General features: G+C 68.8%; 30 protein-coding genes, 2 pseudogenes and 1 riboswitch. Of the genes and pseudogenes, 14 read left to right on the top strand and 18 right to left on the bottom strand.

Features of this window, described 5'->3' with window-relative positions; translation table 11 throughout:
- The first annotated feature begins 72 nt into the window (after positions 1-72).
- On the top strand, positions 73-1,050 hold the full coding sequence (locus tag AC1UKG_RS08330; RefSeq protein ID WP_482642581.1) for an alpha/beta fold hydrolase: 978 nt from the start codon (positions 73-75) through the stop codon (positions 1,048-1,050).
- A gap of 414 nt (positions 1,051-1,464) precedes the next feature.
- Here the strand turns inward: AC1UKG_RS08330 and AC1UKG_RS08325 are convergent, their stop codons facing one another.
- Entirely contained in the window at positions 1,465-2,352 is an 888-nt protein-coding gene (locus tag AC1UKG_RS08325; protein ID WP_029124549.1) for a GNAT family N-acetyltransferase, read from the bottom strand.
- Between the two features lie 185 nt (positions 2,353-2,537).
- Here AC1UKG_RS08325 and AC1UKG_RS08320 point away from each other — a divergent pair, with 185 nt between their 5' ends.
- From AC1UKG_RS08320 to AC1UKG_RS08310, 3 genes are read left to right on the top strand one after another with little or no spacing between them, the layout of a single operon-like run.
- Positions 2,538-2,873, top strand: a complete 336-nt coding sequence (locus tag AC1UKG_RS08320) for an ArsR/SmtB family transcription factor (RefSeq protein WP_018724890.1) — start codon at positions 2,538-2,540, stop codon at positions 2,871-2,873.
- The gene (locus AC1UKG_RS08315) at positions 2,873-3,616 is read left to right on the top strand and encodes a cation efflux transmembrane domain-containing protein (protein ID WP_018742470.1); all 744 of its coding nucleotides are present in this window, start codon (positions 2,873-2,875) and stop codon (positions 3,614-3,616) included. Before AC1UKG_RS08320 ends, AC1UKG_RS08315 begins: the two co-directional genes overlap by 1 nt.
- Entirely contained in the window at positions 3,616-3,750 is a 135-nt protein-coding gene (locus AC1UKG_RS08310; RefSeq protein ID WP_482642582.1) for a hypothetical protein, read from the top strand. Before AC1UKG_RS08315 ends, AC1UKG_RS08310 begins: the two co-directional genes overlap by 1 nt.
- A gap of 9 nt (positions 3,751-3,759) precedes the next feature.
- On the opposite strand, the gene AC1UKG_RS08305 is transcribed toward AC1UKG_RS08310, so the two are convergent.
- A complete protein-coding gene (locus AC1UKG_RS08305; RefSeq protein WP_482643199.1) occupies positions 3,760-4,029 on the bottom strand; it encodes a hypothetical protein in 270 nt (89 codons plus the stop codon).
- On the opposite strand from AC1UKG_RS08305, the gene AC1UKG_RS08300 reads away from it, so the two are divergent.
- The 4 genes from AC1UKG_RS08300 (at position 3,938) to AC1UKG_RS08285 (ending at position 6,383) form a co-directional block, all read left to right on the top strand.
- A complete protein-coding gene (locus AC1UKG_RS08300; protein WP_482643198.1) occupies positions 3,938-4,168 on the top strand; it encodes a methyltransferase family protein in 231 nt (76 codons plus the stop codon). The genes AC1UKG_RS08305 and AC1UKG_RS08300 overlap by 92 nt on opposite strands.
- A 299-nt stretch (positions 4,169-4,467) precedes the next feature.
- Positions 4,468-5,076 carry an NADAR family protein gene (locus AC1UKG_RS08295; protein ID WP_482642583.1) on the top strand — a complete coding sequence of 203 codons (609 nt, stop codon included), beginning with the start codon at positions 4,468-4,470 and terminating at the stop codon, positions 5,074-5,076.
- A 559-nt stretch (positions 5,077-5,635) separates the two neighbouring features.
- Positions 5,636-6,004 (top strand): cyclic-phosphate processing receiver domain-containing protein, encoded by a 369-nt coding sequence (locus tag AC1UKG_RS08290; RefSeq protein ID WP_018742466.1) that lies wholly within the window; start codon positions 5,636-5,638, stop codon positions 6,002-6,004.
- A 166-nt stretch (positions 6,005-6,170) separates the two neighbouring features.
- Positions 6,171-6,383: a hypothetical protein gene (locus AC1UKG_RS08285; RefSeq protein ID WP_482642584.1), complete on the top strand. Its 213-nt coding sequence runs from the start codon at positions 6,171-6,173 to the stop codon at positions 6,381-6,383.
- An 83-nt stretch (positions 6,384-6,466) separates the two neighbouring features.
- On the opposite strand, the gene AC1UKG_RS08280 is transcribed toward AC1UKG_RS08285, so the two are convergent.
- Positions 6,467-6,847, bottom strand: a complete 381-nt coding sequence (locus AC1UKG_RS08280; RefSeq protein WP_482642672.1) for a hypothetical protein — start codon at positions 6,845-6,847, stop codon at positions 6,467-6,469.
- Between AC1UKG_RS08280 and AC1UKG_RS08275 the strand changes: the two are divergent.
- A pseudogene (locus AC1UKG_RS08275) lies at positions 6,734-7,460 on the top strand (hypothetical protein). The gene AC1UKG_RS08280 and the pseudogene AC1UKG_RS08275 sit on opposite strands and share 114 nt — an antisense overlap.
- A gap of 246 nt (positions 7,461-7,706) precedes the next feature.
- Here the strand turns inward: AC1UKG_RS08275 and AC1UKG_RS08270 are convergent.
- The gene (locus AC1UKG_RS08270; RefSeq protein ID WP_018742463.1) at positions 7,707-7,904 is read right to left on the bottom strand and encodes a hypothetical protein; all 198 of its coding nucleotides are present in this window, start codon (positions 7,902-7,904) and stop codon (positions 7,707-7,709) included.
- A 30-nt stretch (positions 7,905-7,934) separates the two neighbouring features.
- Here AC1UKG_RS08270 and AC1UKG_RS08265 point away from each other — a divergent pair.
- Positions 7,935-8,645: pseudogene (locus AC1UKG_RS08265) on the top strand (IS3 family transposase); the annotation flags it as partial.
- Positions 8,646-8,730: 85 nt separating this feature from the next.
- Here the strand turns inward: AC1UKG_RS08265 and AC1UKG_RS08260 are convergent.
- Entirely contained in the window at positions 8,731-9,960 is a 1,230-nt protein-coding gene (locus AC1UKG_RS08260; protein ID WP_080641879.1) for a chorismate-binding protein, read from the bottom strand.
- Between the two features lie 97 nt (positions 9,961-10,057).
- Here AC1UKG_RS08260 and AC1UKG_RS08255 point away from each other — a divergent pair, with 97 nt between their 5' ends.
- Positions 10,058-10,258, top strand: a complete 201-nt coding sequence (locus AC1UKG_RS08255; protein WP_012013604.1) for a DUF5999 family protein — start codon at positions 10,058-10,060, stop codon at positions 10,256-10,258.
- 123 nt (positions 10,259-10,381) lie between these two features.
- On the opposite strand, the gene gcvP is transcribed toward AC1UKG_RS08255, so the two are convergent.
- From gcvP to clsA, 11 genes are all read right to left on the bottom strand, one after another.
- The gene (gene gcvP, locus AC1UKG_RS08250) at positions 10,382-13,198 is read right to left on the bottom strand and encodes an aminomethyl-transferring glycine dehydrogenase (RefSeq protein WP_018742461.1); all 2,817 of its coding nucleotides are present in this window, start codon (positions 13,196-13,198) and stop codon (positions 10,382-10,384) included.
- Positions 13,199-13,269: 71 nt separating this feature from the next.
- Positions 13,270-13,369: riboswitch (glycine riboswitch) on the bottom strand.
- 86 nt (positions 13,370-13,455) lie between these two features.
- Positions 13,456-14,358: an NAD-dependent protein deacetylase gene (locus tag AC1UKG_RS08245; protein WP_482642585.1), complete on the bottom strand. Its 903-nt coding sequence runs from the start codon at positions 14,356-14,358 to the stop codon at positions 13,456-13,458.
- A 37-nt stretch (positions 14,359-14,395) separates the two neighbouring features.
- On the bottom strand, positions 14,396-14,956 hold the full coding sequence (locus AC1UKG_RS08240; protein ID WP_026271098.1) for a MerR family transcriptional regulator: 561 nt from the start codon (positions 14,954-14,956) through the stop codon (positions 14,396-14,398).
- Between the two features lie 199 nt (positions 14,957-15,155).
- The gene (locus AC1UKG_RS08235) at positions 15,156-15,620 is read right to left on the bottom strand and encodes a bifunctional nuclease family protein (protein WP_018724884.1); all 465 of its coding nucleotides are present in this window, start codon (positions 15,618-15,620) and stop codon (positions 15,156-15,158) included.
- A 182-nt stretch (positions 15,621-15,802) separates the two neighbouring features.
- Positions 15,803-16,498, bottom strand: coding sequence for a transcriptional regulator FtsR (gene ftsR, locus AC1UKG_RS08230; RefSeq protein WP_018742458.1), 696 nt, complete (start codon positions 16,496-16,498; stop codon positions 15,803-15,805).
- Between the two features lie 50 nt (positions 16,499-16,548).
- Positions 16,549-17,001, bottom strand: coding sequence for an oxoglutarate dehydrogenase inhibitor Odhl (odhI, locus tag AC1UKG_RS08225; protein WP_018742457.1), 453 nt, complete (start codon positions 16,999-17,001; stop codon positions 16,549-16,551).
- Positions 17,002-17,217: 216 nt separating this feature from the next.
- The gene (gene gcvH / locus AC1UKG_RS08220; protein WP_018742456.1) at positions 17,218-17,598 is read right to left on the bottom strand and encodes a glycine cleavage system protein GcvH; all 381 of its coding nucleotides are present in this window, start codon (positions 17,596-17,598) and stop codon (positions 17,218-17,220) included.
- A 61-nt stretch (positions 17,599-17,659) separates the two neighbouring features.
- Positions 17,660-18,604 carry a DUF881 domain-containing protein gene (locus AC1UKG_RS08215; protein WP_482642586.1) on the bottom strand — a complete coding sequence of 315 codons (945 nt, stop codon included), beginning with the start codon at positions 18,602-18,604 and terminating at the stop codon, positions 17,660-17,662.
- Positions 18,605-18,613: 9 nt separating this feature from the next.
- On the bottom strand, positions 18,614-18,946 hold the full coding sequence (locus AC1UKG_RS08210; protein WP_018732229.1) for a small basic family protein: 333 nt from the start codon (positions 18,944-18,946) through the stop codon (positions 18,614-18,616).
- Positions 18,943-19,854: a DUF881 domain-containing protein gene (locus tag AC1UKG_RS08205; protein WP_475888946.1), complete on the bottom strand. Its 912-nt coding sequence runs from the start codon at positions 19,852-19,854 to the stop codon at positions 18,943-18,945. The genes AC1UKG_RS08210 and AC1UKG_RS08205 overlap by 4 nt, the downstream gene beginning before the upstream one ends.
- Positions 19,851-20,459, bottom strand: coding sequence for a cardiolipin synthase ClsA (gene clsA, locus AC1UKG_RS08200; protein WP_482642587.1), 609 nt, complete (start codon positions 20,457-20,459; stop codon positions 19,851-19,853). The genes AC1UKG_RS08205 and clsA overlap by 4 nt, the downstream gene beginning before the upstream one ends.
- Positions 20,460-20,826: 367 nt before the next feature.
- Here clsA and AC1UKG_RS08195 point away from each other — a divergent pair, with 367 nt between their 5' ends.
- The 3 genes from AC1UKG_RS08195 to AC1UKG_RS08185 all read left to right on the top strand — a co-directional run bounded on the left by AC1UKG_RS08195 (position 20,827) and on the right by AC1UKG_RS08185 (position 23,334).
- Positions 20,827-21,708 carry a universal stress protein gene (locus AC1UKG_RS08195; RefSeq protein ID WP_482642588.1) on the top strand — a complete coding sequence of 294 codons (882 nt, stop codon included), beginning with the start codon at positions 20,827-20,829 and terminating at the stop codon, positions 21,706-21,708.
- Between the two features lie 143 nt (positions 21,709-21,851).
- A complete protein-coding gene (locus AC1UKG_RS08190; RefSeq protein WP_482642589.1) occupies positions 21,852-22,319 on the top strand; it encodes a hypothetical protein in 468 nt (155 codons plus the stop codon).
- A 322-nt stretch (positions 22,320-22,641) separates the two neighbouring features.
- Positions 22,642-23,334, top strand: coding sequence for a hypothetical protein (locus AC1UKG_RS08185; protein WP_482642661.1), 693 nt, complete (start codon positions 22,642-22,644; stop codon positions 23,332-23,334).
- A 4-nt stretch (positions 23,335-23,338) separates the two neighbouring features.
- On the opposite strand, the gene AC1UKG_RS08180 is transcribed toward AC1UKG_RS08185, so the two are convergent.
- Entirely contained in the window at positions 23,339-23,497 is a 159-nt protein-coding gene (locus tag AC1UKG_RS08180) for a hypothetical protein (RefSeq protein WP_018732235.1), read from the bottom strand.
- Positions 23,498-23,589: 92 nt separating this feature from the next.
- A complete protein-coding gene (locus AC1UKG_RS08175; protein WP_018215551.1) occupies positions 23,590-23,787 on the bottom strand; it encodes a hypothetical protein in 198 nt (65 codons plus the stop codon).
- Positions 23,788-24,096 lie beyond the last annotated feature (309 nt).

The raw sequence follows: 24,096 nt of genomic DNA, 5'->3' as shown, positions 1-24,096 counted from the left end.
ATTCCCTGACAGCGACCGGGAGTTCGCTCCGACAGCGTGACGTACGCGGGTTTGCCGCCTAGCCTGTCCTCTATGGAGAGAAGGAAGCTGTTCGCAATCGGTGCCGGATCGGCGGCCGCGGTAGTCACCGGCGCCGGCGCACACGCCGCGCCAGCGGAAGGACAGGCCAGAAGAGGGCCATCGTCGAGCTATCTCGCGGCCAGTCTTTCTGGATCGTTCACCAGCGGGCACGTGTGGACCAATGGCGTACGCCTGCACTATGTTGCCGGCGGTCGCGGAGCACCCCTGATCTTGCTGCACGGCTGGCCGCAGACGTGGTGGGAGTATCGCACGGTTATGCCCGATCTCGCCGAGCAGTACCGTGTCATCGCCGTGGATTTACGTGGCGGTGGCGATTCCAGCAAGCCCCAGTCCGGTTACGACAAGAAGACGATGGCCGCCGACATCGCGGGGTTGATCACCGCGCTCGGCTACACCAAGGCGCATGTCGCCGGTCACGATATCGGGGCCATGGTCGCCTTCAGTCTCGCGGTGAACATGCCCCAGTTCGTGGACAAGCTGGTGATGCTGGATGTCACCCACCCGAACAGTGGATACTACGAATTCCGCATGCTGCCCGCACCGGGCGGTGGGTTGCATCCGTGGTGGTGGGCTTTCAACCAGGTGAACAGCCTGCCCGAGCAGCTCGTCACCGGCCGCTCCCGCATCCTCGTCGACTGGATGTTCGACAGCTTCCTGGTGAACCGGGATGCGATCAGCGATACCGACCGCGCTATCTTCGCCCATGCGTACGCGACGCCGGACGCGATCCGGGGTGGCAACGGCTGGTACAAGACGTTCGGTCAAGACATCATCGACAACGACACGTACGGGCAGATTGACACCCCGACTCTGGGACTGGCATCCCCGGCGTTCTACCCCAGCCTGGTCGCGACCCTCAGCGAGCAGGCGACCAACCTTCAGACCGCGCAGATCGATGACACCGGCCACTACTTCATCGACGAACAGCCGGCGGCCGTCGTCCAGCACCTGAAGGCGTTCCTCGGCTGAGGCCCCTTCGGACGTGGGCTGGGCTCTCGTCGGAGAGCCCAGCCAACGCGCTACCAGGGGTGCTGGTAACGAACGTGGCACCAGCCGCCACATAGTTGATCTTGATTGGCGGTGCGGCCGCGGCCGAGGGGTGTTCGTGCTGGTGTCCCGTTTAGGGGTCCTCCACCGGGCGGCTGTGCCGTGGATTGCGGATGTCGGAGTCCGAACTCCTGTGCACGAACCGCCGAGGTGGCGCCGGGTTGGTGCAGTCGCGTTCATACCTTTGGCCGGACCGGATTCGTATGCACTAATACGACCGGAGGGCGAGGTCGCTGATCGGGCGGATGAGGCAATGTTGATCAGGGGCGGACCTCGATGACCGTGAGCTTGATCAGTCCGCTGTCGGCCGGGTCCTGGCAGGCGGCGTCGCGGTATTCATCGGCAGCCGCGGCGCAGATCGGCCACCTCGTCTGACGGCGTGAAGCCGGCCGAGGCGTAGGTAGCTACGGCGCCGACGTTGGAACTCTCCACGCACACACTCGCGCTGGACGAACCCATGTCGCGAAGGGCCGCAGCGGCGGCAAGCGTGATCGCCGTGCCGTACCCATGGCCTCGGTGACTGCGGTGGACGCCCATCGGTTCCAGCAGTCCTGGTCGCCCCGGGCCGGCTGACCACACAGCCGCGACTGCCACGGCGTCGTCAAACTGATCGAATGCGGCGAGGCAGCGTGCGTCAGCGTAGAACGGGCCAGCGGCCATGGCGAGCCAACGCCCGACCGTGCGGCGCCGGTCGGCATCGGTGAAGGGTGAGCCGCGGAACGCGGACCAGTGGACACCGACCCACACCTCGGCGCGATCGGGCTCGATCGTCTCGATGCGTCCACCGCAGTCCTTCACCGGCTCCGAGAGACTGCGGTGGAACGTTGTCCACGGCTCATCCCGCTCCCAACCCCGCTCCAGCAGCAACTGGGTGAGACGCTCCGCACCTCGGGCTTCGACGGTCGCACCGTCGGAATCCAGGACACGCCCTGGGTCGTCCAGGTCAGCGGCGAGCCGGCGGGCCAGCGCCTCGTCATCACGCCAGTCGGGAGCGACGGCCATGCGCACCAGTTCGGGGCCGTTCAGCAGCCCGATCGCGAGAACCTCCCCGTCGCGCAACCACATCCGGACGGCAGCCGCCGTAGCCTCGGCACCACGTAACGAGTGCCACCCGAGATCGCCGGAATGCAGATGCGGCGGTCCCCCGTCGTGCTGCCACCGCTTGAGCGTGTCCACCGCTGGTGACAGCTCCTCAACGCTCGGGGTACTCAGAATGATGCTCATGGTGCACCCAAACCCAAAGTGCGGCCTGGCACCTTCGATTTTCGAAGCAGCCGGCGATCGTCACGGTCGCGGAATGTCCGTGTCCAGGTCGTCACCAGGGCTGAGCGGCTGCTGGGGGTTCCTGGGGGTTCCCTGTGAGGCAGTACGCATCCCACTGCCGTTAGTACAGCATCTGATGTACTGTTGTGGGTGTGGAGACGTTGACGTACGGGCAAGTGCTGGCCCGCTTCGGCCACGCGCTGTCGGATCCGATCCGGGCGCGGCTGCTGCTGGCGCTGCGCGACGGGCCCGGATATCCGGCGGAGCTGGCCGAGCTGCTGGGCACGACCCGGCAGAACCTGTCCAACCATCTCACCTGCCTGCGTGGCTGCGGCCTGGTGGTCGCCGCGCCGGAGGGCCGACGTACCCGCTACGAGTTGGCCGACCCGCGGCTGGCGCACGCCCTGGGTGACCTGCTCGGCCTGGTCCTGGCCGTGGACCCGGCCGCGTGCCCGGACTCCGACTCGAAGGGCTGCTGCTGATGAGCCTGCCCCTGATCCAGCTCACCCCGGCCGGACCGACACGCACCCGGCGGGCGGTGCTCGCCCGCCGGGTGCGGCTGTTCGTCGCCGCGACGATCAGCTACAACGTGATCGAGGCGGTCGTGGCGATCACCGCCGGCACCCTCGCCTCGTCGACGGCGCTGATCGGCTTCGGCCTGGACTCGATCATCGAGGTGGCCTCCGCGGCCGCGGTGGCGTGGCAGTTCGCTGGCCGAGACCCCGAAGCGCGGGAGAAGACAGCGCTGCGCATCATCGCCGTGTCGTTCTTCGTCCTCGCCGCGTACATCACCGTGGAGTCGGTACGCGCGCTGCTCGGTGGCGCCGAGGCTGAGCACTCCAGCGTCGGCCTGGTGCTGGCCACGGTGTCGCTACTGGTGATGCCGGTGCTGTCGTACGCGCAGCGCCGGGCCGGCCGCGAACTCGGTTCCCGCACGGCGGTGGCCGACTCCAAGCAGACCCTGCTGTGCACCTACCTGTCCGCGGTCCTACTCGTCGGCCTGGCGGTCAACAGCCTGTTCGGCTGGTCCTGGGCCGACCCGATCGCCGCCCTGGTTATCGCCGCCGTCGCCGTCAAGGAAGGCCGCGAGGCGTGGAAGGGCGACACCTGCTGCGCGCCCAACGCCGCCCTGCACGCCACCCCGGCCGTCGCTACCACTGGTGACGCGACCGCCGGTGGCTGCGGCGACGGCTGCGGCGACACGACCGAGCCCGGGGCGCGGTGATGGCCGCAGCCGCTCTGAGCATCTACCTGGCCGGGCTGGCGCTGGCGTTCGGATGGCGCATCGTCGTGCAATGGCGCCGCACCGGCGACACCGGGCTGCGCCTGGACGCTGGGCCGGCCGGCACCCTCCGATGATGGGCGAAGCTACTGTTCGCCGCCGCGTTGCTGCTCGGCCCGGCTGGCTCGGTCGCCGCGATCGCAGGCCTGCCCCCGCTCGGCGTGCTCGACCGCCGGGTGGCGGCCACAGCCGGACTTGTCCTGGCTGTGGCCGGGGTGCTGGCCACCCTCGTCTCGCAGTTGCAGATGGGGCACCTCCTGGCGCATCGGGGTCGACCCCGGCGAGCGCACCGCGCTCGTCACCACCGGCGTCTTTGCCCTCGCCCGCAACCCGATCTTCACCGCGATGACCGTCACCAGCCTCGGCATCACCCTGATGACGCCCAACTTGATCTCCCTAGCCGCCACACTGATGCTGGTCGTGTCGGTGCAGCTGCAGGTCCGCGCCGCCGTTGATTTTCGGTCGATTACTACAACCGCCGCGTATTCAGTCTGATGCGAAAACAAGACAGTCTGCGTGCTACCTATGGCCAAGGTTGGCGCTGCTGGTCGCGCGAGTAGCGGTTTCGACGACTGTAGACCTGGTGGAGATGGCTCCCTGCTGCGAGGGGGGGGGCGAATCCGCCCACCCTGACCTGCATGTTCGATAGGTGGGTCGCATCGGATGTGAGATGCGGGAGGTTACCGGGCCCACCGCACCCGTCCTGAGCTGCAAGATCAGCTTGGAAGGGGCTCAGTGGCTCCTACTGCGGGAACGGGTACGCAGCCTGGAGACACGCATGGCAGGCAAACCTGATGGCGCGTGACCGCCCGAATCTGGCACCCTGCGGGACATGCCCGAAGACCGCCTCCCCGCCGCGGAGCCTGTCTGAGTTGCGGGCGCGCGCCGCTGCGGGCGGTCGGGTCAAGTACCTGTTGTTCTGGGGGCACCAGCCCCAATCGGACGGCAGCATCGGACCGGGGTGCCTGAGCCAGTGGTGGCTGGCTCCATTCGTCGTCGACGGGATCCGGTACGCCACGGCCGAGCACTACATGATGGTCGGCAAGGCCCGCCTGTTCGGCGACGAAGCGATTGCCGCGCGGATACTCACGACGCCGCACCCGGGGGCGGTCAAGGCTCTGGGCCGGCAGGTCCGCGGCTTCGACCAGGCCACCTGGGATGCGCACTGCTTCGACCTGGTCGTCGCCGGCAACGTGGCCAAGTTCAGCCAGCACCCTGACCTCGGGCAGTACTTGTCTCGCACGGGCAACCGGGTACTGGTGGAAGCCAGTCCGGTGGATCGTGTCTGGGGCATCGGCCTGTCCGCCACGGACCCCCGCGCACACGATCCTGCCCGATGGCGTGGGCGCAACCTTCTCGGGTTCGCGCTGATGCACGCACGCACGCAGCTCGCCACCGGATAACCCTCAAGGTCCGGGTACATCAGGGACGGCTCGGCACCGAACAGTACCGCGTCATCCGCCCAGCCAACCCCGTGACCGGCCCGGTGCTGGGCTACAACCCATGGTTCGTCCTGGGAACTCAACGCCGACGCCGCGTTGACGTCCTGTTCGCCATGCTCCGCGACAAGGTCCCCTACCAGCACAGACCCGTAACCGCCCTAACATCGCCAGCGTGATGGAACTGGACCTCGACGACTTCGCCGCCACCGTGGACGCCCGCGCCCCGCAACTGCACAACATTGGCATCCAATGGCATCGTGGATGCAGATTTCGCTGCCAGCACCATACTCGGCGTAACTCACCGTGATTACTGGACGAGCCCTAACACGAATACAAGACACTTAGTTTACGCGACCCTGCCAGTCGACTAGGCCGACGAGGACGACGAGGACGACCTCGAACCGCTGTGAGAGAGCACGGCCCCGGACCCGCGCGGCCACACAGCGCGTGACGCTACGTAGCGAGCGGATCGCGGCAGATCCGGATGGCGGATCGTGACGGTGTCAGTCATCATCATCGCGTGGACGCCCGCCGAACGATCGTTCTGGTCGATGACCTTCGTTCGTTCGTGGATGGTCGCGAAGCGGAGGTGGCCCGTACGAGTGCAGCCGGAGTCAAGCTCCTCGGCCGGTACCGGGACGGGCGCCTGGACGAGCTGTGGCTGGACCACGACTTGGGCGGTGACGACACGATCTGGCCGGTCGTGAGGATCCTGGAACAGGCCTCCTTCGAGAAGCGCCCCTTCGACATCGGCGTTGTCAATGTCCATTCCTCCAACCCGGGCGGCGCTGCGAAGATCGCACAGGTCTTACGGCACTGGGGCTATCGCGTCCATGTCGCATCGGGTTCCGCGGAGGTCGGCTATCTCGACGGCCCTGCGGTGAGCTGATCGGTTCGAACACGTCGTCGGCCGGCCACCACACTCGGCCTGCGGCAGAAGAGTGCACCTGGCAGTGCTCTCGACCGGGTCGTCCGTGCCTCCGTGATCTATTGTGCGCACCGCCACGAATCGTGATTCCCCCTGGCTGTTCCCCGGCCGCCGCGCCGGCCAGCCATTGACCACAAGCACGATCGGGCCACTCATCCGAGACCTCGGCGTCCCCTCCATTCCCGGTCGCCTGGCGGCACTACACCAACTTGTCCTCCAGGCCCCGGCACCGGTCGTCGCCCACGCCCTCGGCTTCCACTACACCACCACCCACCGCCATCACGCCGCCGCTGGCGGAACCTGGAACCGCTACACCGGAGGCCGTAACGCTGAACCGTAACCCGCCTGCTCAAACGATGTCGATCGCCTACTGTCCCACGGTGGTCTCGGTCGTCATCTGGCGTCTCTCCCTTGATCGGTCGATCAGCCGTTAGTTGTTGTACACACCCGCAGGTGGAGATCGAGATTCGGCCCTACACCAACGACGACGACTAGGATGCGATCGCGCGCATTCACAACGCCGCCGGTCTCGATGCTGGTCGGACCAGGGCTGACGATGCCGACCGGCGGCATGGTGGTAAGTGACAGCAGTAATTCGATAGGGAGCGATTTGTGGCGAAGTCCAAGCCGTTGTTCGGGATGCAGGCGATGCTCCGGCTGGAACGCGGCACCGCGAGCGCCATCGAAACGCTGCGGCGATACGCCCCCCTCGCCGACGAGATCGGCGCCGACGGGATAGATGTCGATGACGAACGCGCGTACCTGCTGCTGTCGGAATCTCTCGTCGCGGTGAGCGAGGAACACGCCATGCACGCCATGGCACGCCCACTACTGCACCGCTTCGGCTGGGCTGAACAGGACTTCGTCTACTCGCCGAACGTCCGCTACGCGAAGACCTACGTCCGGCCCGCCGGCCACCCGCCTGGTGATCGACCGAGCCGACCAGGAGATGGGCTGGGAAGGCGCCACCCACGGCACCGGCCGCACCCCCGACCGCACCCTGGACATCGGGCCGGCCGAATCCGACATTGTCGGCCGGCTCTTCGTCACCGTCCCGGCCACCACCATCACCGGAACCGTGGCGGCGCTGGAGCCGTGGCTGCCCCACGTCGAGCCCAGCGGCGCCTGCGTGGATCCGGGCCGGGCCGCCCTGCTGCATGTCGCCCGCAGCGGCCTACGAACCGAGGCGGAGCGGCTCGGCCTGGGCCCGGTCGAGACCGGCCGCATCGAGGGGGACGCCGACCATGTCATCGAGACCGCGACGGCCGCCGACGGCACGACCCTCTGGCTACGCCGTGGCACCGACCCGGTCGACCGACGCTGGCCCGGAATCATCGAGATCCAGGAGATGGACCCTCCGTTACCTTGTTATGGTCCCGACTGGCCGGGGCCTGCTCGGTCGCCCGGCCCGGTATGACCTACCGCCCTGTCGTTCGGATGATCCGGGGGTGCTGTCGCCGGGTCAGGATGTCCGGCAGGGCACCCGCCACGTCATGAACCGTCACCGGCACATCTAACCTCGACGAGCTCACCACCCGCCGCCGGCACGAAGAGTCACCAAGCCTTGGCTCGTTGATCGGAATACCAGACGGTTGGATTACACGACTCTGCCAGTCGGACAGGCCTCTACGGATGGCCAGCCGGGGGAACTGCGGAAACTCGGCTACCGGGTAGGGCTGCTGGGCAGCCGATCCAGGTCGCTGTCGCAGTCGACACTGCGCACGACGGTGTCCGCTCGTAGGTAATGGAGAACCTGATCGAGTAGGCCGTTCAGGTCGTTCGCCTGTTCGGGGATCGTTACTCGGTTGGCGGCCTCCCAGAATGCTCGGTTGTCCCGAGCCCCCTGGTCGGGTCTGTGCATCGTGAAGCCGTCGCGGTGGTCGTAGTGGGGTACGGAGCGCCACGGGTCACCGCCGAACTCCGCGACGCCGGCCTGGCGATCAACCGTAAACGGGTCGTACGGGTGATGCGCCGCTTCGGCGTGCAAGGACTACGGCTACGCCGACGAGCGCGTACGACGGTGCCGGATCCGGCTGCGGCGAAGGCTGCGGACCTGATCGGGCGGGACTTCACCGCCGGGCAGCCGAATCAGCGCTACGTCGGTGACATCACCTACCTACCAGTCGGGGACCGCGGCTTCCTCTACCTGGCCACCGTCCTGGACCTGCACTCTCGGCGCCTCGCGGGCTGGGCGATCGCCGATCACATGCGCACCGACCTGGTCATCGACGCCCTGCACGCCGCCCAGCGCACCGAGGCAGCCTGCGCGCGGCGCGCATGCACACCGACCACGGAGCTCAGGCAGTACACCTCTCGGGCCTTCGCCGAAGCCTGCACCGCAGCCGGGGTCCGGCAGTCGATGAGCGCGGTCGGTAGCTCCGCCGACAACGCCGCTGCGGAGTCGTTCAACGCCACCTTCAAACGCGAGACCCTGCAGGGCCGCCGCGCCTTCACTGACGAACGCGAGGCCCGACTGACCTCATTCCGGTGGCTACACCGCTACAACACCGTCCGACGCCACTCACGGCTCGGACAGCAATCGCCGATCACCTACGAGAAGAGCACCCGGCCAGCGCCAGCTACGCTGGCCCCGGCCGCATAGACCCCGTGTCCAGGATCAGGGGTCTGCGCCGCCCAGCGGGCCGGGCGGCGCGGACATCCCTGGGCGAGGAGCCGAAGGCTCGCCGTCAGGGTCCGGCGGCCAGTACGGCGCGAACCGGGGCTGCCTTCGCCGCCGCCTCCGCGACCTCGGCCTCCGGGTCGCTGCCCCAGGTGATCCCACCGCCGGCCCACACGTGCAGGTGATCGTCGTCAGCCGCGGCGGTGCGAATGGTCAAACCCAGGTCGACCCGGCCGGAGGTGACCCAGCCCAACGCGCCCATGCTGGCCCCACGACCGACCGGCTCCAGGGCGGCGATGTGGTCCAGGGCGGCGAGCTTCGGGGCCCCGGTGACCGACCCGCCGGGGCAGATGGCGCGTAGCAGGTCCGCTACGCCGAGCCCCTCCCCGACCGCCGCGGAGATGGTCGACTCCGCCTGCCACAGGTCGCACCAGCGACGGACGGCAAACAGGTCATCAACAGTGACGGTGCCGGTACGGGCGAGGCGGGCCAGATCATTGCGCTGCAGGTCAACGATCATCACATGCTCCGCGCGTTCCTTCGTGCTGGACAGCAGCGCCGCCCGGCCAGCCGAGGTGGCCGGGCGGGTGCCCTTGATCGGCCGGGTGATCATCCGCCCGTCGGTGACCTCCACGAGGGTCTCCGGGGAGGCGCAGCCAATCGCCCACCCGGTACCGGTGAGTACGCCCCCGTACCGGGCGCCGGGCAGCGAACCGAGGCGGGCAAGGGCGGGCAGCGGATCCCCGGCATAGCGGGCGGCGGCGTGTCCCACCAGGTTGGCCTGGTAGACATCCCCGCGGCCGATTGCCGCGCGCACGGCACGCACCGCGTCGGCGTGCTGCTGTGGGGTCCAACTCTCCGCCCAGGCGCCGAGCCACCAGGCCGACGGCCGGCGGTGGGCCGGGCGGCGGTGGGCCGTGGCAGCGTGGCCGTAGACGACGACAGCCACGTCGGGCAGGGCGGGAGCCGGTGTGGCCGGGCCGGGGCCGCGGCCGACCCCCAGCGCGCCGGCCGCGGCCGAGACGTAGAGGGCGGCCCCGCAGACCCGCTCTGGGGTGCGCGCCGCCGGCCGAGCGAGGTCATCCAGGGTGAGGCCGTGGGCGGCGAGGAACTCCTGGACGCGCACCATCGGGTCACCGCCGTCACCGACGCGCCACTCCCAGCGGGCGCGTTCGACGTGGGCGCGCCGGCAGTCCGGCGGCGCCCCCGGCGGGGCAGCTGTCACCTTCGCTGGAAGCGTTTCCACGCTCTCCGGTCCATTCCGCCTCCACCGTTTAGTGGATTTTCCACGCGGCACGCGCACACCCGCTCGATGCTGGTCACTCGAACTTGGTACTGTGCGTCACTGGCCATGTGAACCATCACACAGTTCCCCCACCCTCCGGAGAACCCCGATGTGCCAGCACCAACCCACCTGCCCCTCTGCCGACGCCACCGACCGGGACGCCGCCAAAGTCATCGCTTGCTTCCCTGAACAGGGCTGGAGCTTGCTCTGCAACGGGGTCATCAGTTTCGAGGACACCGGCGAGATACTCCCCGACGGACGCAGCATCGCCCCGCACCGCGGCCCCGCCCGCCACGCCCTGGTCGCCTGACGACAACTCACAGTAATCATCTGGTTCCGTCGCCCCAGGCTAGCCGCCCGAACAGGTCACCGGCCTGGGAGTCGACACCAACCGGCCGGGCGGCCACACCCCGCCCGGCCCGTCGGCCGCGTCTCACTCCTCGAATGCCTGCGGTGCGGGACAAGAACACACCAGGTTCCGGTCACCGTACGCGCCGTCGATCCGCCGCACCGGCGGCCAGTACTTCCCCAGCCGATTCCCCGCCGGGTAGGCCCCGACCGACCGCGGATACGGATGCGACCACTGGTCGGCCGAGACCATCGCCGCCGTGTGCGGGGCGTTCACCAACGGGTTGTCCTCCGCCGGCCACTCCCCCGACCCCACCTTGTCGATCTCGGCCCGGATCGCGATCAGCGCGTCGCAGAACCGATCCAGCTCGGTGAGATCCTCGCTCTCCGTCGGCTCCACCATCAATGTTCCCGCCACCGGGAACGACATCGTCGGCGCGTGAAAACCGTAGTCGATCAGCCGCTTGGCCACATCATCGACGCTGACGCCCGTCGCCTTCGTCAACGGCCGCAGGTCCAGAATGCACTCGTGCGCCACCAGGCCCTTGTTACCCGCGTACAACACCGGGAAAGCGCCCCGCAGCCGCGCCGCCACATAGTTCGCCGCCAGCACCGCCACTCCCGTGGCCCGGGTCAGCCCCGCCGCACCCATCATCCGCAGGTACATCCACGGAATCGGCAGGATCCCCGCCGACCCGTACCGGGCCGCCGACACCGCCGGCCGAGGCGAATCCCCCGCGAGCGGATCACCGGGCAAAAACGGCGCCAGATGCGAACGCACCGCCACCGGCCCCACGCCCGGCCCGCCACCACCGTGCGGGATGCAGAACGTCTTGTGCAGGTTCAGGTGCGACACGTCCGCACCGAACCGTCCCGGCTTGGCGAACCCGACCAGGGCGTTGAGATTCGCCCCATCGACATACACCTGCCCACCCGCGTCGTGCACCTTCGCGCACACCTGCGCGATACCCGTCTCATACACTCCATGCGTCGACGGATACGTCACCATGATCGCGGCGAGCGTCTCCCGATGCGCATCGATCTTGGCATCGAGGTCAACCAGGTCGATGTTGCCGTCGGCGTCACAGCCGACCACCACCACCCGCATCCCCGCCATCACCGCCGACGCGGCGTTCGTGCCGTGCGCCGACGACGGAATCAGGCACACGTTGCGGAGCCCCGCATCCCGTGACCGGTGATACGCACGGATCGCCAACAGCCCCGCCAACTCCCCCTGCGATCCGGCGTTGGGCTGCACACTGACCGCGTCGTACCCGGTCACCTCCGCCAGCCAGCCCTCCAACTGGGCGATCAACTCCCGGTAGCCGGCGGTCTGCGACTCGGGCGCCAACGGATGCACCTGCGCGAACTGCGCCCAGCTCACCGGTTCCATCTCGGTGGTCGCGTTCAGCTTCATCGTGCACGACCCCAACGGGATCATGCCCCGATCCAAGGCATAGTCGAGGTCCGCCAACCGCCGCAGATACCGCAGCATCGCCGTCTCCGACCGATGGGCGCTAAACACCGGGTGGGTGAGGAAATCCGACGTACGGGCCAGCGCCGCCGGCAACGCCGTATCCACCGCGCCGGTGAAGACCGGCACCCCGAATGCCGCCCACACCGCCGCGAGATGCGCCTCCGTCGTGGTCTCGTCACAGGAAACACCGACCCGGTCGGCGTCCACCAGCCGCAGACTCACCCCCCGCCGCGCGGCTGCCTCCACCACCTCGGCCGCCCGACCCGGCACCACCGCCGAGACAGTGTCGAAGAACAGAACATCCGCAACATCCACCCCACCCGCACGCAACCCGGCCGCCAACCGTGCCGCCATCGCATGGGTCCGCGCCCCGATCGCCCGCAACCCGTCCGGGCCGTGGTAGACCGCGTACATCCCGGCCATCACCGCGAGCAGAACCTGCGCGGTGCAGATGTTGCTCGTCGCCTTCTCCCGACGGATGTGCTGCTCCCGAGTCTGCAACGCCAACCGGTACGCCGACTCCCCGTCCGCGTCCCGCGACACACCGACCAACCGTCCCGGCAGCATCCGCTGCAAGCCCGCGCGGACCGCCAGATAGCCAGCGTGCGGGCCACCGAAGCCCATCGGCACCCCGAACCGTTGGGTCGTGCCGACAGCGATGTCACCACCGATCTCCCCCGGCGGACGCAGCAGCGTCAACGCCAACAGGTCGGCGGCCACGGTCACCAACGCCCCCGCGGCATGGGCGGCGTCAACCACCGCCGCGTGGTCCCGCACCGCCCCGGACGCCCCCGGATACTGCACGTGCAGGCCGAAAAACTCCGCCGGCAGCTCCGCACCATCCAGGTCAACCACCTGGACGTCGATACCGAGCGGCTCGGCCCGACCCGCGATCACCGCCACCGTCTGCGGCAACGTGTCCGCATCCACCACATACACCTGGCTCCGGCTGCGGCTCGCCCGCCGCGCCAGCGTCATCGCCTCGGCCGCCGCGGTGCCCTCATCGAGCATCGACGCGTTGGCGGTCGCCAACCCAGTCAGATCGGTGACCATGGTCTGGAAATTCAGCAACGCCTCCAGCCGTCCCTGGCTGATCTCCGGCTGGTACGGCGTGTACGCGGTGTACCAGCCGGGATTCTCCAACACGTTGCGCCGGATCACCGCCGGCGTGTGCGTGTCGTAGTAGCCAAGACCGATCATCGACACCGCAGCGGTGTTGCGCTCGGCCAGCGCCCGCAGCTGCGCCAACGCCTCCGACTCGCTGGCCGGCGCCGGCAGGTCCAGGGTGCCCGACCAACGGATAGCTTCCGGAATCGCCGCATCCATCAGCTCGTCAACAGAGCCGTAGCCGACGACCTCCAACATTCGGCGTTCGTCCTGCGGATCCGGACCGATATGACGGGCGGCGAACTGCTCAAGGGACATGGGGCGCTCCCCGGGGATGAGGTCGACAGGTCGGCCTCCCCCTCTGTCGCGCCCGCAGACGCTCCACAGTGCCTACCCGTGAGGTCCTTTTGCCTGAGAGGTTCCGGGGAGGATTTGCCCCTTCGGCGCCGCACCGGGTGGTTTCCGGGCGGTCTCTCCCACACGGGTGCGACCGGCACGACCAACGCTACCAGCGGCCATCCCCACCCGGGCGTCCCCACCCGGGCCACTACCGACCGCACAACAGCCCACCACGGTCAGCCCACCACCACCGATCCCCCCGCGCTGTCCTGGGCGGCACCGAAGTGATCCGCGCCGTCTTGGACGGCACCCACGTGATCGGCCAATGCCGGCAGCACGTGCCCCAGTGGGGCATCCACCGTCACCGCCGCATACGCATCGCCACGCGTCGCGCCCTGGTTAACAATCGCCACCGGAATACCCAAACTCGCTGCCCGCACCACAAACCGCCGCCCCGACATGACCGTCAGCGACGAACCAAGGACCAACAGCATCCGCGCGGACTCCACCATCGCGAAACACCGGGCCACCCGCGCCGCCGGCACCGACTCACCAAAGAACACCACGTTCGGTTTCAACGTCCCCGTACCACACTGGGCGCAATCGACCGTACGGAAGCCCGCCACCGCCGAATCATCGAGATTCACGTCACCGTCCGGATTAACCGCCGACACCCGCGCCGCGAACCCAGGATTCGCCTCCGCCAACCGCTGATGCAGCTCCCACCGCGACGCCCCAACCCCACAATCCAGGCACACCACCTCATCCAGGCGGCCATGCAACTCCACCACGCCGCTGCTACCCGCCGCCGTGTGCAACCCGTCCACGTTCTGCGTCACGACCCCATCAACCACGCCGGCCTGCTGCAAGCGAGCCACCGCCCGATGCCCGGCGTTGGGGACCGCCCGGGCAACCGTGCGCCACCCCAGGTGACTACGCGCCCAGTACCGTCGCCGCGCCAACGGATCCCGCGTGAACACCTGATACGTCATCGGAGAGTGCCGCCGAGCCGCACCACTGGGCCCCCGGTAGTCCGGGATCCCCGACTCGGTGGACAGGCCAGCACCGCTGAGCACCACCACCCCACCAGCCGAGACCAGCCCCGCCAGCAATTCCACCTGTTCGCTCACCAGAACCATGCTGCCGCGTCCACGGCCACCTGCCCACTCGCGCCGCTCAGCTCACCCGCCGCCGTGCCCGCCGCGCCGCCAACTCATCCCCCGCCACCTGCACCGGAGCCGGAACCGCCGGCTGCGGTGCCACCGACTCCGCCGGCAGATGCGACAACGACCCCTGGATCTCCTTGAACGCCCCACCGATCGCGATCCCAAACACGCCCTGACCGCCCTGCAGCAGGTCAACCACCTCCTCCGGCGACCGGCACTCGTACACCGTCGTCCCGTCGGAAATCAACGTGATGCCCGCCAGGTCCGCCACCCCCCGCGACCGCAACGCCTCGATCGCCTTCCGGATGTTCTGCAACGACACCCCAGCGTCCAACAGCCGCTTGACCACCTTCAACACCACCAGGTCCCGGAACGAGTACAACCGCTGCGTCCCCGAACCCGACGCATCCCGCACTCCCGGCACGACCAGACCAGTCCGCGCCCAGTAATCCAACTGCCGGTAACTGATACCCACCGCATGGCAGGCCGTCACACCCCGGTAGCCGACCTCGCCGTCACCGTCGATCGCCGGCACACCCGGCCCCGAATCGGAATCCCACGGCTCCTGCATCCGGATAACCTCCCCGCCGTGCGGTACCACGTCCACCTTGAGACGAGCACCCCTCGATACGGTCACCCTAACGCCGCACCCGACGGTTACCAGGCAACAACAACGCGACACGCCGTGCGCACAACACGCCAAAGAGACCGTCACCAACCGTGACGGCGGCACGACAGCCCATGACCACCGGATCAACCGGTCAGCCGAGTCAGCCGGCGAAGTCCTCCGGACTCACCTGGTCCAAGAACTCCCGGAACTTCTCCACCTCGTCCTCCTGCTCGTCCGGAATCACAATCCCGGCCTCGCTGAGAACCTCGTCAGCACACCGAATCGGCGCCCCCACCCGCAACGCCAACGCAATGGAATCACTCGGCCGCGCCGACACCCGCACCCCGTCACCGAGCAACAGATCAGCGAAGAAGACATTCTCCTTCAACTCGGTGATCTCCACCGCCTGCAACGGCGCTTCCAACGCCGCCAACACATCCCGAAGAAGATCATGCGTCAACGGCCGCGTCGGCTTGACCCCCTGCTGCTCGTAGGCGATCGCCGTCGCCTCGACCGCGCCGATCCAAATCGGCAGATAGCGGTCCCCCTCGACCTCCCGAAGCAGGACGATCGGCTGGTTGCCCGGCAGCTCCACCCGAACCCCGACCACACTCAGCTCGCGCACCGCCGCCTCCGTGTCGTTGTCACCTACGCCGCACCCCTTCTGCACCGTACACGGACCGCGACCCGGCCGTCCCACGCGCGGCACGCACCGCAAAGGGGTTACCCCGGCAAGCCTACGGCACGCATCAACAGACAGATCTTTCCGCACACACCCACCCGGCCAGACACCACCGGGTGGCGGTCTCACCGCCCCAACGTCGAGCGCAACCCCACCCGCACCAACGCCGCGTGCAACCGCTGCGACAACGCCACCAACTCCCGCGCCGTCTCCGCCGCCCGCGCCCGCGCCGCCGGATCACTCTGCCGCGCCAACGGCGTCACCAACTGGGCAAACAACCCCACCTCACGGTCCGCCGCCAACCGATACCCCCGCAGATGCCGCGGCTCCAACCCATACGCCGCCAGACCCGCCACCGCCTGCGCGATGATCAACGCATCCCCGTCATACCAGCCCGGCGGATCCGGCACCATCACACCCAGCCGCTCCAGCTCCGCCAGCGTCGCCTCATCCACACCGCTGCGGGCAATCAACTCGGCCCGATCCAACCGCACCCGCGACGACTCGGCCTCCGCCGGCTGCCCCGGCACCTCACCACCCGGGCCCACCGCCACCAACGCCGGCCGAGAACGACCCGGCTGCTCACCGGTCGCATCCCAGACCGCCAGCTGCTCACGGATCACCCGCAGCGGCAGGTACTGATCTCGCTGCGCGGTCAACACAAACCGCAACCGCGCCACATCATCCCAGCTGTACTTCCGGTACCCCGCCGCCGTCCGCTGCGGTTCCACCAAGCCTTCAGCCTCGAGGAACCGCAACTTCGACAACGTGGCATCCGGAAAGTCCACCCGCAACTGGGCCAGCACCTCACCGATGCTCATCAACGGCTGCGGCCGGGGTGACCCCGGCGCAGCGGACGCCGCAGGCTCACTCACCCCCGGCCGGCCCCCTCCTCGGGCCGCGGACCCGCAAGGAACACCACCCGGAACTTGCCGATCTGCACCTCGTCACCGTTGCTCAACGTGGCCGCCTCGACCCGCTCCCGGTTCACATACGTCCCATTCAGGCTCCCCACGTCCCGCACCGTGAACGTCCCACCATCCCGGTGGAACTCCGCGTGCCGCCGTGACACCGTCACGTCATCCAGGAAAATGTCACTGTCCGGATGACGCCCACTGGTCGTCACATCGTGGTCCAGCAAGAACCGGGCACCCGCATTCGGCCCCCGCCGCACCACCAGCAGAGCCATCCCCGGCGGCAACGAACCGGACACCCGGTTCGGCATCACATCGGGATCCGGCCCCTCCAGGGCCTCTTCGAGCGAGCCGAGATTGAGCGTCGAAGTGACGTCGAGTGGGGGAAACTCGTCGTCTGGGCGCGTCATGGGACCACCTCACGGATCTATTCGGTCAGCGTCGGGTAAGAGCGGGTTTGGCCGCCGGGCATTCTCGCACCCGGCGGCTGGCTCCCCGTGCCAGGAAGGCAACTACACAACGCTCAACTATCGGATTCTCGGTCGACTGGGCGAGCCTAGCCAGCGCCGAAAAGCAGGGCAACCGGACGCGCGGAACCAACCCCCGCACCGGCATAAGGGCACCACTCAGCCCTCGGTGAGCTCGCGATACGTACCCGCCGACAGCAGGCCGTCCAGCCCGCCCTGATCAGCCACGGTGACCTCGAACAGCCAACCCGCAGCATACGGATCACTGTTGATCAACTCGGGAGTGTCGCCCAGCGCCTCATTGCGCGCCGACACCGTCCCGGCGACCGGAGCGTAGATCTCCGACACACTCTTCGTCGACTCGATCTCACCCACCGAATCACCAGCGGACACCGCCGCCCCCACCTCGGGCAGTTGGACGAAGACGATGTCACCCAGCGCGTCCTGCGCGAAATGCGTGATACCAACCCGCACCACGCCGTCGCCACCACCCGCAACCCACTCGTGCTCGGCGGTATACCGTAGATCCTCAGGAATCACCAGCTGCGTCCTTCATCCCATCGTGCGCCAACCCCACATGACGGCGCAGCCGCGCCACCAGTCACGTGATCGGACGGGCGTGTTCCAGCTCGATCGGGGCGTGCAGCGCCGAAACCTCGGTCACCTCACGATCCTCGACGATCACCGTACCGCCGTCACCGTCGACCGTCGCCACCACCCCGCCAGGAATGTTCAACGCCGTACGCATCGTCGCTGGATCCCCGATCACCGTGATCGTGTACGGGCCCGTCAACAACCGCCCATCCACGAACAGGGAACCATTCTCCCCATCCAGGAAATACGTCGAGGCGATGATCCGCACCGTCACCCCGTCCGCACCGGAAATCTGCATCGCCTCCGCGCCTGAGCCCCGCAGCTCCTGCACCGCATCCAGCACCCGCATCGCCGAAATCGCCCCCGCGCCACCGGGCTCGAACCGCACCACCAACCCCGGACCCCGCGCCGGCAACGTCCCCGCCAAGATCCCCAACTCGTCCGCCCGCCGCGCCGCCTCCTCCAACGCGGCCTGCCGGCCCTGCTCCCCCGACAACAGCTGACGTTGGCTGTCCTCCAACGCCGCGATGTCCTGCCGCAGCCGGTCCTCCCGAGAGTTCAGGTCGTAGAGAATCCGCACCAGATCCTCCTGCCGCGCCGCCGAGGTAGTCGGGTCCGTTGATGTCGTCCGCAACTGCTCCACCAGCGTGAACCCCAGCAACGCCAGCAATACGAAGATCATCACGGTGGCCGGGCTCGTCCGTCGCCAGCCCCCGAACAGGGCACGAACGGAGGTGAACGGACGCCCCGCCGCGCGGTCCAGCCTCGATTCACCCGCCGTGGTCGGCGGCGGCTCCGGATCCACCTCCACCTCCGGCGCCAGCGGACTCAACTCGTCCGGGTCCGGCGCGTCCGGACGCGGATCCGGCTCCCCCGCGGGCCCCGTCGGAGGCTGCGTCCCCGGCTGCTTCGGCCAGCCCGTCCCCGTCTCGGTGTGCTCGTCACCACTCATCACGACAACCTACGCCCGGAACAGGTGCCGACGGATCGCCGCCACATTCCCGAAGATTCGAACCCCCAACACCACCACGACACCCGTGGAGAGTTGGCTACCCACCCCCAACTGGTCCCCCACATACACGATCAGCGCAGCCACCAACACGTTGGAGATAAAAGACACCACGAACTGCTTGTCATCGAAAATCCGGTCCAGCTTCGCGCGCACCCCACCGAACACTGCATCCAGCGCCGCCACCACGGCGATCGGCAGATACGGCTGCAACGCCCCCGGCACCGTTGGATCGAGCCACAGCCCGAGCAGCATGCCCGCAACCAACGCCAACGCCGCAATCATCGACCACCTCCGGAATTGGGAGCAGACGTCCCAGAACTGACCGGCCGGCCCGACGGCGTCGAACTGGCCGGTGGCTGCGCGTACTCTAGCCGTGGATCCGGCGCAGCGGGCAGTATCAGGTCGTCGGCGTCCCGCACCTCGAACGCCACCCCGGTATCCGCCGCGACCTGCCGCATCGTCGCCGTAATCCGGGTCTTCGCGAACCGCTCCCGCAACGCGTCCGGCCCGATCGCCGACACCTCGTACGGTCCCGTCACCGGCCTGAAATCAACCAGAATCGCCTGCCCTGCCGATCGAATCGTGGACGTTGCCGTCAACCGCTGCCCGTTGATCGAGATTGCCTCCGCCCCCGACGCCCACAGCCCGTTCGCGACCCCCTGAAGGTCGATGTAGATCACCCGCGACGGCCCCAGAGCCGGATCCGGCACCATCTGCTCGTCGGGCGGCGCATCGGCCAACCGCACCACCACACCATCCCCACTCACTCGGCCCAAGCCGGTGCCCGCCTCCAACTCGTGCAGCAGCGCCGCCTCCGTCCCCAGCGCAGCGGCCCGCTGCCGGGCCACCTCCGCCCGCAACTCGTCGGCCCGCTCGGAGAGCTGGTCGGTCTCGCCCTCCCGCTGCTCGATCTGCGCCACCAGACCCTCCCGGGCCTGCTGGCGCCCCGGTGCCGCCGCCACCGTCTGGCGGTACGCCACCGCAAACAGAAACCCGAGCACCACGATGACGACGAGGCTCACGGCCCGGACCGACCGGCGCCACCTCACCCTGGCCCCCTGCCGCCGGCGTGCCGCCGCGTCGCCGTACCCCGGATCAAGCGGATTGCGAAACAGTTCGGTGAGGAAGTCCGGCGCGTATGTGCGGCCGGTCGGCTCCCGGCTCTCTGGTCGAAGCTGCGAGCCGGTCATCGTGCCCTCGCTGCCCGCACCAGCCGCCCGGCCTGCACCACGTACATCGCGCCAGCGACCCAGTACAAGGTCAGGCCCCACCCGGCCAGGCTCCAACCAACCGCGCTGATAGCTGTTGCTGGCACCGCCTTCGCCAGCAACAGGACTGGAAACGCGGCCAACAACAGAAACGTCGCCGTCTTGCCGACGTAATGCACCGGCGGCGGCCCGTATCCGTAGCGACGTAGCGTGCCGAGGGAACCCAACAGCAGCACTTCACGGGCGAGTAGCGCCACCGTGAACTGCCACGGCACCACCTCACGGACGGTAAACGCGACGAGTGTGGCCAAGATGTAGAGGCGGTCGACGAACGGATCGAGTAGCTCGCCCAGCCGGCTCACCTGCCGGAGCCGCCGGGCGACCCAGCCATCCACCCAGTCGGTGGTGCCGCCGACCGCCAGCACCGCGATCGCGGCGACATCGGCGCGGGCCACCAGGAGGAGATAGAGGAAGACCGGCACACCGAGGAGCCGGACGAAACTGATCACATTCGGCAGCGTGAAGACCCGGTCGGTGAGATGGCCGGAGGCCTGCGGAGTGCCAACTCGAGCTGGCCGCTGCGACACCGGACCTCCTCCACCGCGCGCCTCGGCGCCCGACCCAACATCTGCCAGCCGCGCTGCCGGGTCGGCGGGCACCGACACTGCGACCCCAGCGCGGGACCGACCCGTTGGACCGGCCCGCGATCATCTGGGATCGCGGGCCGGTCCAGTTTGCGCTGCCACTATATCCGCCCTGTCCTGGCGTTGATGCGCTGTGTCAGGGCGGATACGTGCAGTGTCCGGGTGTGTGATGACCCACGTCGTCTAGGGCAACCTAGGATACTAGGGCTAATTCACCGGCGGCGCTGGGCTGCCGCCCAGCTGGGGCGAACCCACTGGTTACGGCTCCCGGCCATCCCACGGCCGCGATACTGACCGCGGGGGTGAAGGGGTGAACTCGTCGAACGGTGCCGCGGTGGTAGTCGGCGTGGACGGATCCGAGCAGGCGCTGCGGGCCGTACGCCTCGCGGCCGCCGAGGCCGTCCGCCGTAACCGAATGCTGCGGATCGTCCACGGCTTCATCTGGCCGCTCCTCCACGTACCGGTGGGAGCACCACCCGGCGGACCACCCGGATCGGGCCTCCGCCACCAAGCGGAGCAGCTCGTCGCCGACGCGGTCGCCGAAGCCGAAGCGACCGCGCCCGGCCTCCGCGTCGGCGGTGAGATCATCGACGGCGAGGCCGCCGCCGTGCTGGTCGGCGAAGCACCGAACGCCGCGCTGATCGTGTTGGGTGACCGGGGTATGGGCGGTTTCGCGGCCTTGGTCGTCGGCTCCGTGGCGATACAGGTCGCCACCCACGCCGACTGCCCGGTCCTGGTCGCCCGCGGCACGGACCGCACCGCAGGGCCGGTGGTCGTCGGGGTGGACGGATCCGCGGTGTCCCCTCCCGCCATCGAATTCGCCGCCGAGCAGGCATCGCTGCGCAGCAGCGACCTCATCGCGATACACGCCTACCTACACCCGGTCGCCAGCGAACCCGGCGACATGCAGCCTCTCGTCTACGACGAGGAGAAGCTACGCCACGAGGAACGCCAGATACTCGCCGAGTCCGTCGCCGGGCTGGCCGAGAGATGGCCGGATCTGACCGTCCAGCAACGAGTCGTCCGCGGCCGGCCCGCGCCGGCCCTCACCGAAGCGTCCCAGCAGGCTCAGCTACTGGTAGTCGGCGGGCACGGACGCAGTGCGCTCACCGGCCTACTGCTGGGCTCGGTCAGCCAATCCGCGCTGCACCACGCCGACTGCCCCGTCGCGATTGTCCGTGCTTCCGGCTGATCCGCTCGACGCGGTTGGTTGGTCACCACCCGGGACGGGTAGACGCCCGGCGGACAACCCTGGTGAGCGGAGCGAGGAGGTACCCAGATGCCAGCACCACGACCAGCGAGCGACGCGTGCGGCCGACCCGGCGGCGACCCGATATGAGAGCCGGAGTCCTAGCCGACGGAGCGATCGCCGGCGCGGCCGGCACCACCGCCCTCAACGTCGTCACTTATCTGGACATGACGCTACGAGCCCGGCCGGCGAGTAACACCCCAGAACGCAGCGCCGGCCGGGTCGCCGAGGTGGCCCACCTCAACCTCGGCCCCGAACCCCAGGCGACCAACCGCCGCTCGGGACTCGGCCCGCTACTCGGGTACGGCATCGGAATCGCCGCCGGAGTCGGCTTCGCCCTGCTGACCCGGGGCCGACCAATGCCGCCGGCCCTGGCCAGTGGACTGCTCGGCGGCGGGGTGATGACCGCCTCCGGCGGCTCGTACGCCGTCTTCGGAGTCAGCGACCCACGGACCTGGAGCCGTGGAGACTGGCTGTCCGACCTCATCCCGCACCTGGCCTACGGCCTGGTCGCCGCGACGACCTGGAACCGACTCCGGATGCCACCCACCTGAGGCTCAACCACCGGGCCGCCCGCCCTTCACACGCAGGGCGGGCGGCCCGGATCAGCTGTCGTCCTCAGCAACCGGCTCGCCCGAGGGCCCATAGCCCGAGACTTGACCCCGGGGCACCGGACGCCCCCGGTCGCCCTGCGACGAGCCACGGTTACGAGGATGACCCGTCGGACCGGGTCCCTTGGTGTCCTGCACGTTCGAGCCCCGGGCGCTACGCCGGGCCTCCTGCTGCTGCGGGTTCGTCACCGCTGTCTCCTTCCGCTGGGTGGCAACGTACGTGGCGGTTGCCGCCACGTGTGAATACCCACGGACGTCACCGGACATGCAGCGGGCTAACTCGGCCTACGACGGGTACCCCCCGCGGGTGGGAGACAGTCACGAAACAGCACGGGTGCTGCTGGAACGACGAGGACAGACCTACACCGAGGAGGCCGGGATCCGGCTGGCCGACCGGCCCGGCCCGCTCTATCAGCTGTTGGTGCTCGCCACCCTGCTGAGTGCACGAATCCGCGCCGGCGTCGCGGTGGCCGCGGCCCGGGAGCTCTTCGCCGCCGGCTACCGCACCCCGTCGGCGATGGAGGCAGCGACCTGGCAGGACCGGGTTGATGCGCTCGGTCGCGGGCACTACCGGCGCTACGACGAGCGGACCGCCACGCTGCTCGGCACGGGAGCACGACTCTGTCTGGACCGCTGGCAGGGAGACTTACGCCGGCTACACCACGCCGCGCAGGGCCAGCCGGCGCAGCTACGCCGCCTGCTCACCGCTTTTCCGGGCATCGGGCCCGCCGGTGCGGACATCTTCCTCCGCGAGGCCCAGGCGGTCTGGCCGGACCTGCGTCCCTTCGCCGACCGGCGTGCCCTCAGCGGCGCGGAGAGATTGGGCCTGCCGCAAACCCCGCGGCGGCTCGCCGACCTGGTGGCGGAGGCGGAGTTCGGCCGCTTCGCCTCCGCTCTGGTGCGGGTCGCGCTCGGCGAGGAATCCGCTGGTGCGGTGACGCGAGCAGCGCGCCGGTGACCGGTCACTTCGTCGCGTCGCCGCGAGGCCGGGTGAGGTACCACACCAGCAGCGCAGCGAGCACGGCCAGCGCGATCAGGCCGCTGGTGACGCCCTCACCGTCCGGTTGATCCCGGCCTGTCGTTCCAAAGTAGATCACTGCTAGCCCGGCCAGTACCGCCACGGCGGTACGTACTCCTCGGTCTCTCACACTCGGTGACCCTAGCCAGCGCCGCCCACAAAGGGTGGCAAACTACTTTTTTCCCCTGAACAAGGTCAGTCGACCTCCAGGTCGTCGAGCGAAATCTTGTGGCTCATCAGCCAGCGCGCCAACGCCGACATTCCGAACAGCCACAGCGGCGCCGACTCGGTCGTCCCACTGGTAGCAAAGATCGCGAACCGGAGGTCGGGCGCGCGGTAGGCCTCAATCCGCCACCGGTGTTGCCGGTCCCGCCAGATCGCTGAAGGGTCCATGCTCAGACGCTACCGAGCTGGCCACGCGGGTGGGGCCAGCTCCGGGACCGGCCGGCAGCCCAGCACGGCTTCGGCTTCGGCTTCGGCTTCGGCGAAAAGAGCACCGCCCCCGAAGCCTGGGCTTCGGGGGCGGTGCGGGTTGCCGATGTGCAGGTCGCCTCTCGGCGCGTGGCGCGTGGCGGCTCCAGCCGAACGGTATTCCGCGACGGCTTATTGGTGAGGCCCGGGGACACTGGACACACCGACACCCGTCTCAACAGCGTACCCGCCCCGACCCTTCCCGCTGGGCCCGTGACCGCGATCACCGCC

Source organism: Salinispora sp. CH2A1_6 (assembly GCF_056820975.1).
This window is presented reverse-complemented; position numbering and strand designations above follow the sequence as displayed.

What these genes read in the sequence shown, in the direction of transcription:
- AC1UKG_RS08240 (WP_026271098.1), bottom strand. Translation starts at nt 14,956, where the DNA reads ATGCAGGAGCCGTGGGATTCCGATTCGGGGCCGGGTGTGCCGGCGATC.
- ftsR (WP_018742458.1), bottom strand. Translation starts at nt 16,498, where the DNA reads ATGAGCATCGGTGAGGTGCTGGCCCAGTTGCGGGTGGACTTTCCGGAT.
- AC1UKG_RS08245 (WP_482642585.1), bottom strand. Translation starts at nt 14,358, where the DNA reads ATGGTTCTGGTGAGCGAACAGGTGGAATTGCTGGCGGGGCTGGTCTCG.
- AC1UKG_RS08175 (WP_018215551.1), bottom strand. Translation starts at nt 23,787, where the DNA reads ATGGACCCTTCAGCGATCTGGCGGGACCGGCAACACCGGTGGCGGATT.
- AC1UKG_RS08185 (WP_482642661.1), top strand. Translation starts at nt 22,642, where the DNA reads ATGCAGCGGGCTAACTCGGCCTACGACGGGTACCCCCCGCGGGTGGGA.
- gcvP (WP_018742461.1), bottom strand. Translation starts at nt 13,198, where the DNA reads ATGTCCCTTGAGCAGTTCGCCGCCCGTCATATCGGTCCGGATCCGCAG.
- AC1UKG_RS08325 (WP_029124549.1), bottom strand. Translation starts at nt 2,352, where the DNA reads ATGAGCATCATTCTGAGTACCCCGAGCGTTGAGGAGCTGTCACCAGCG.
- AC1UKG_RS08255 (WP_012013604.1), top strand. Translation starts at nt 10,058, where the DNA reads ATGTGCCAGCACCAACCCACCTGCCCCTCTGCCGACGCCACCGACCGG.
- AC1UKG_RS08315 (WP_018742470.1), top strand. Translation starts at nt 2,873, where the DNA reads ATGAGCCTGCCCCTGATCCAGCTCACCCCGGCCGGACCGACACGCACC.
- AC1UKG_RS08310 (WP_482642582.1), top strand. Translation starts at nt 3,616, where the DNA reads ATGGCCGCAGCCGCTCTGAGCATCTACCTGGCCGGGCTGGCGCTGGCG.
- AC1UKG_RS08215 (WP_482642586.1), bottom strand. Translation starts at nt 18,604, where the DNA reads ATGAGTGGTGACGAGCACACCGAGACGGGGACGGGCTGGCCGAAGCAG.
- AC1UKG_RS08330 (WP_482642581.1), top strand. Translation starts at nt 73, where the DNA reads ATGGAGAGAAGGAAGCTGTTCGCAATCGGTGCCGGATCGGCGGCCGCG.
- AC1UKG_RS08295 (WP_482642583.1), top strand. Translation starts at nt 4,468, where the DNA reads ATGGCGCGTGACCGCCCGAATCTGGCACCCTGCGGGACATGCCCGAAG.
- AC1UKG_RS08210 (WP_018732229.1), bottom strand. Translation starts at nt 18,946, where the DNA reads ATGATTGCGGCGTTGGCGTTGGTTGCGGGCATGCTGCTCGGGCTGTGG.
- AC1UKG_RS08190 (WP_482642589.1), top strand. Translation starts at nt 21,852, where the DNA reads ATGAGAGCCGGAGTCCTAGCCGACGGAGCGATCGCCGGCGCGGCCGGC.
- AC1UKG_RS08270 (WP_018742463.1), bottom strand. Translation starts at nt 7,904, where the DNA reads ATGCACAGACCCGACCAGGGGGCTCGGGACAACCGAGCATTCTGGGAG.
- odhI (WP_018742457.1), bottom strand. Translation starts at nt 17,001, where the DNA reads ATGACGCGCCCAGACGACGAGTTTCCCCCACTCGACGTCACTTCGACG.
- AC1UKG_RS08205 (WP_475888946.1), bottom strand. Translation starts at nt 19,854, where the DNA reads ATGACCGGCTCGCAGCTTCGACCAGAGAGCCGGGAGCCGACCGGCCGC.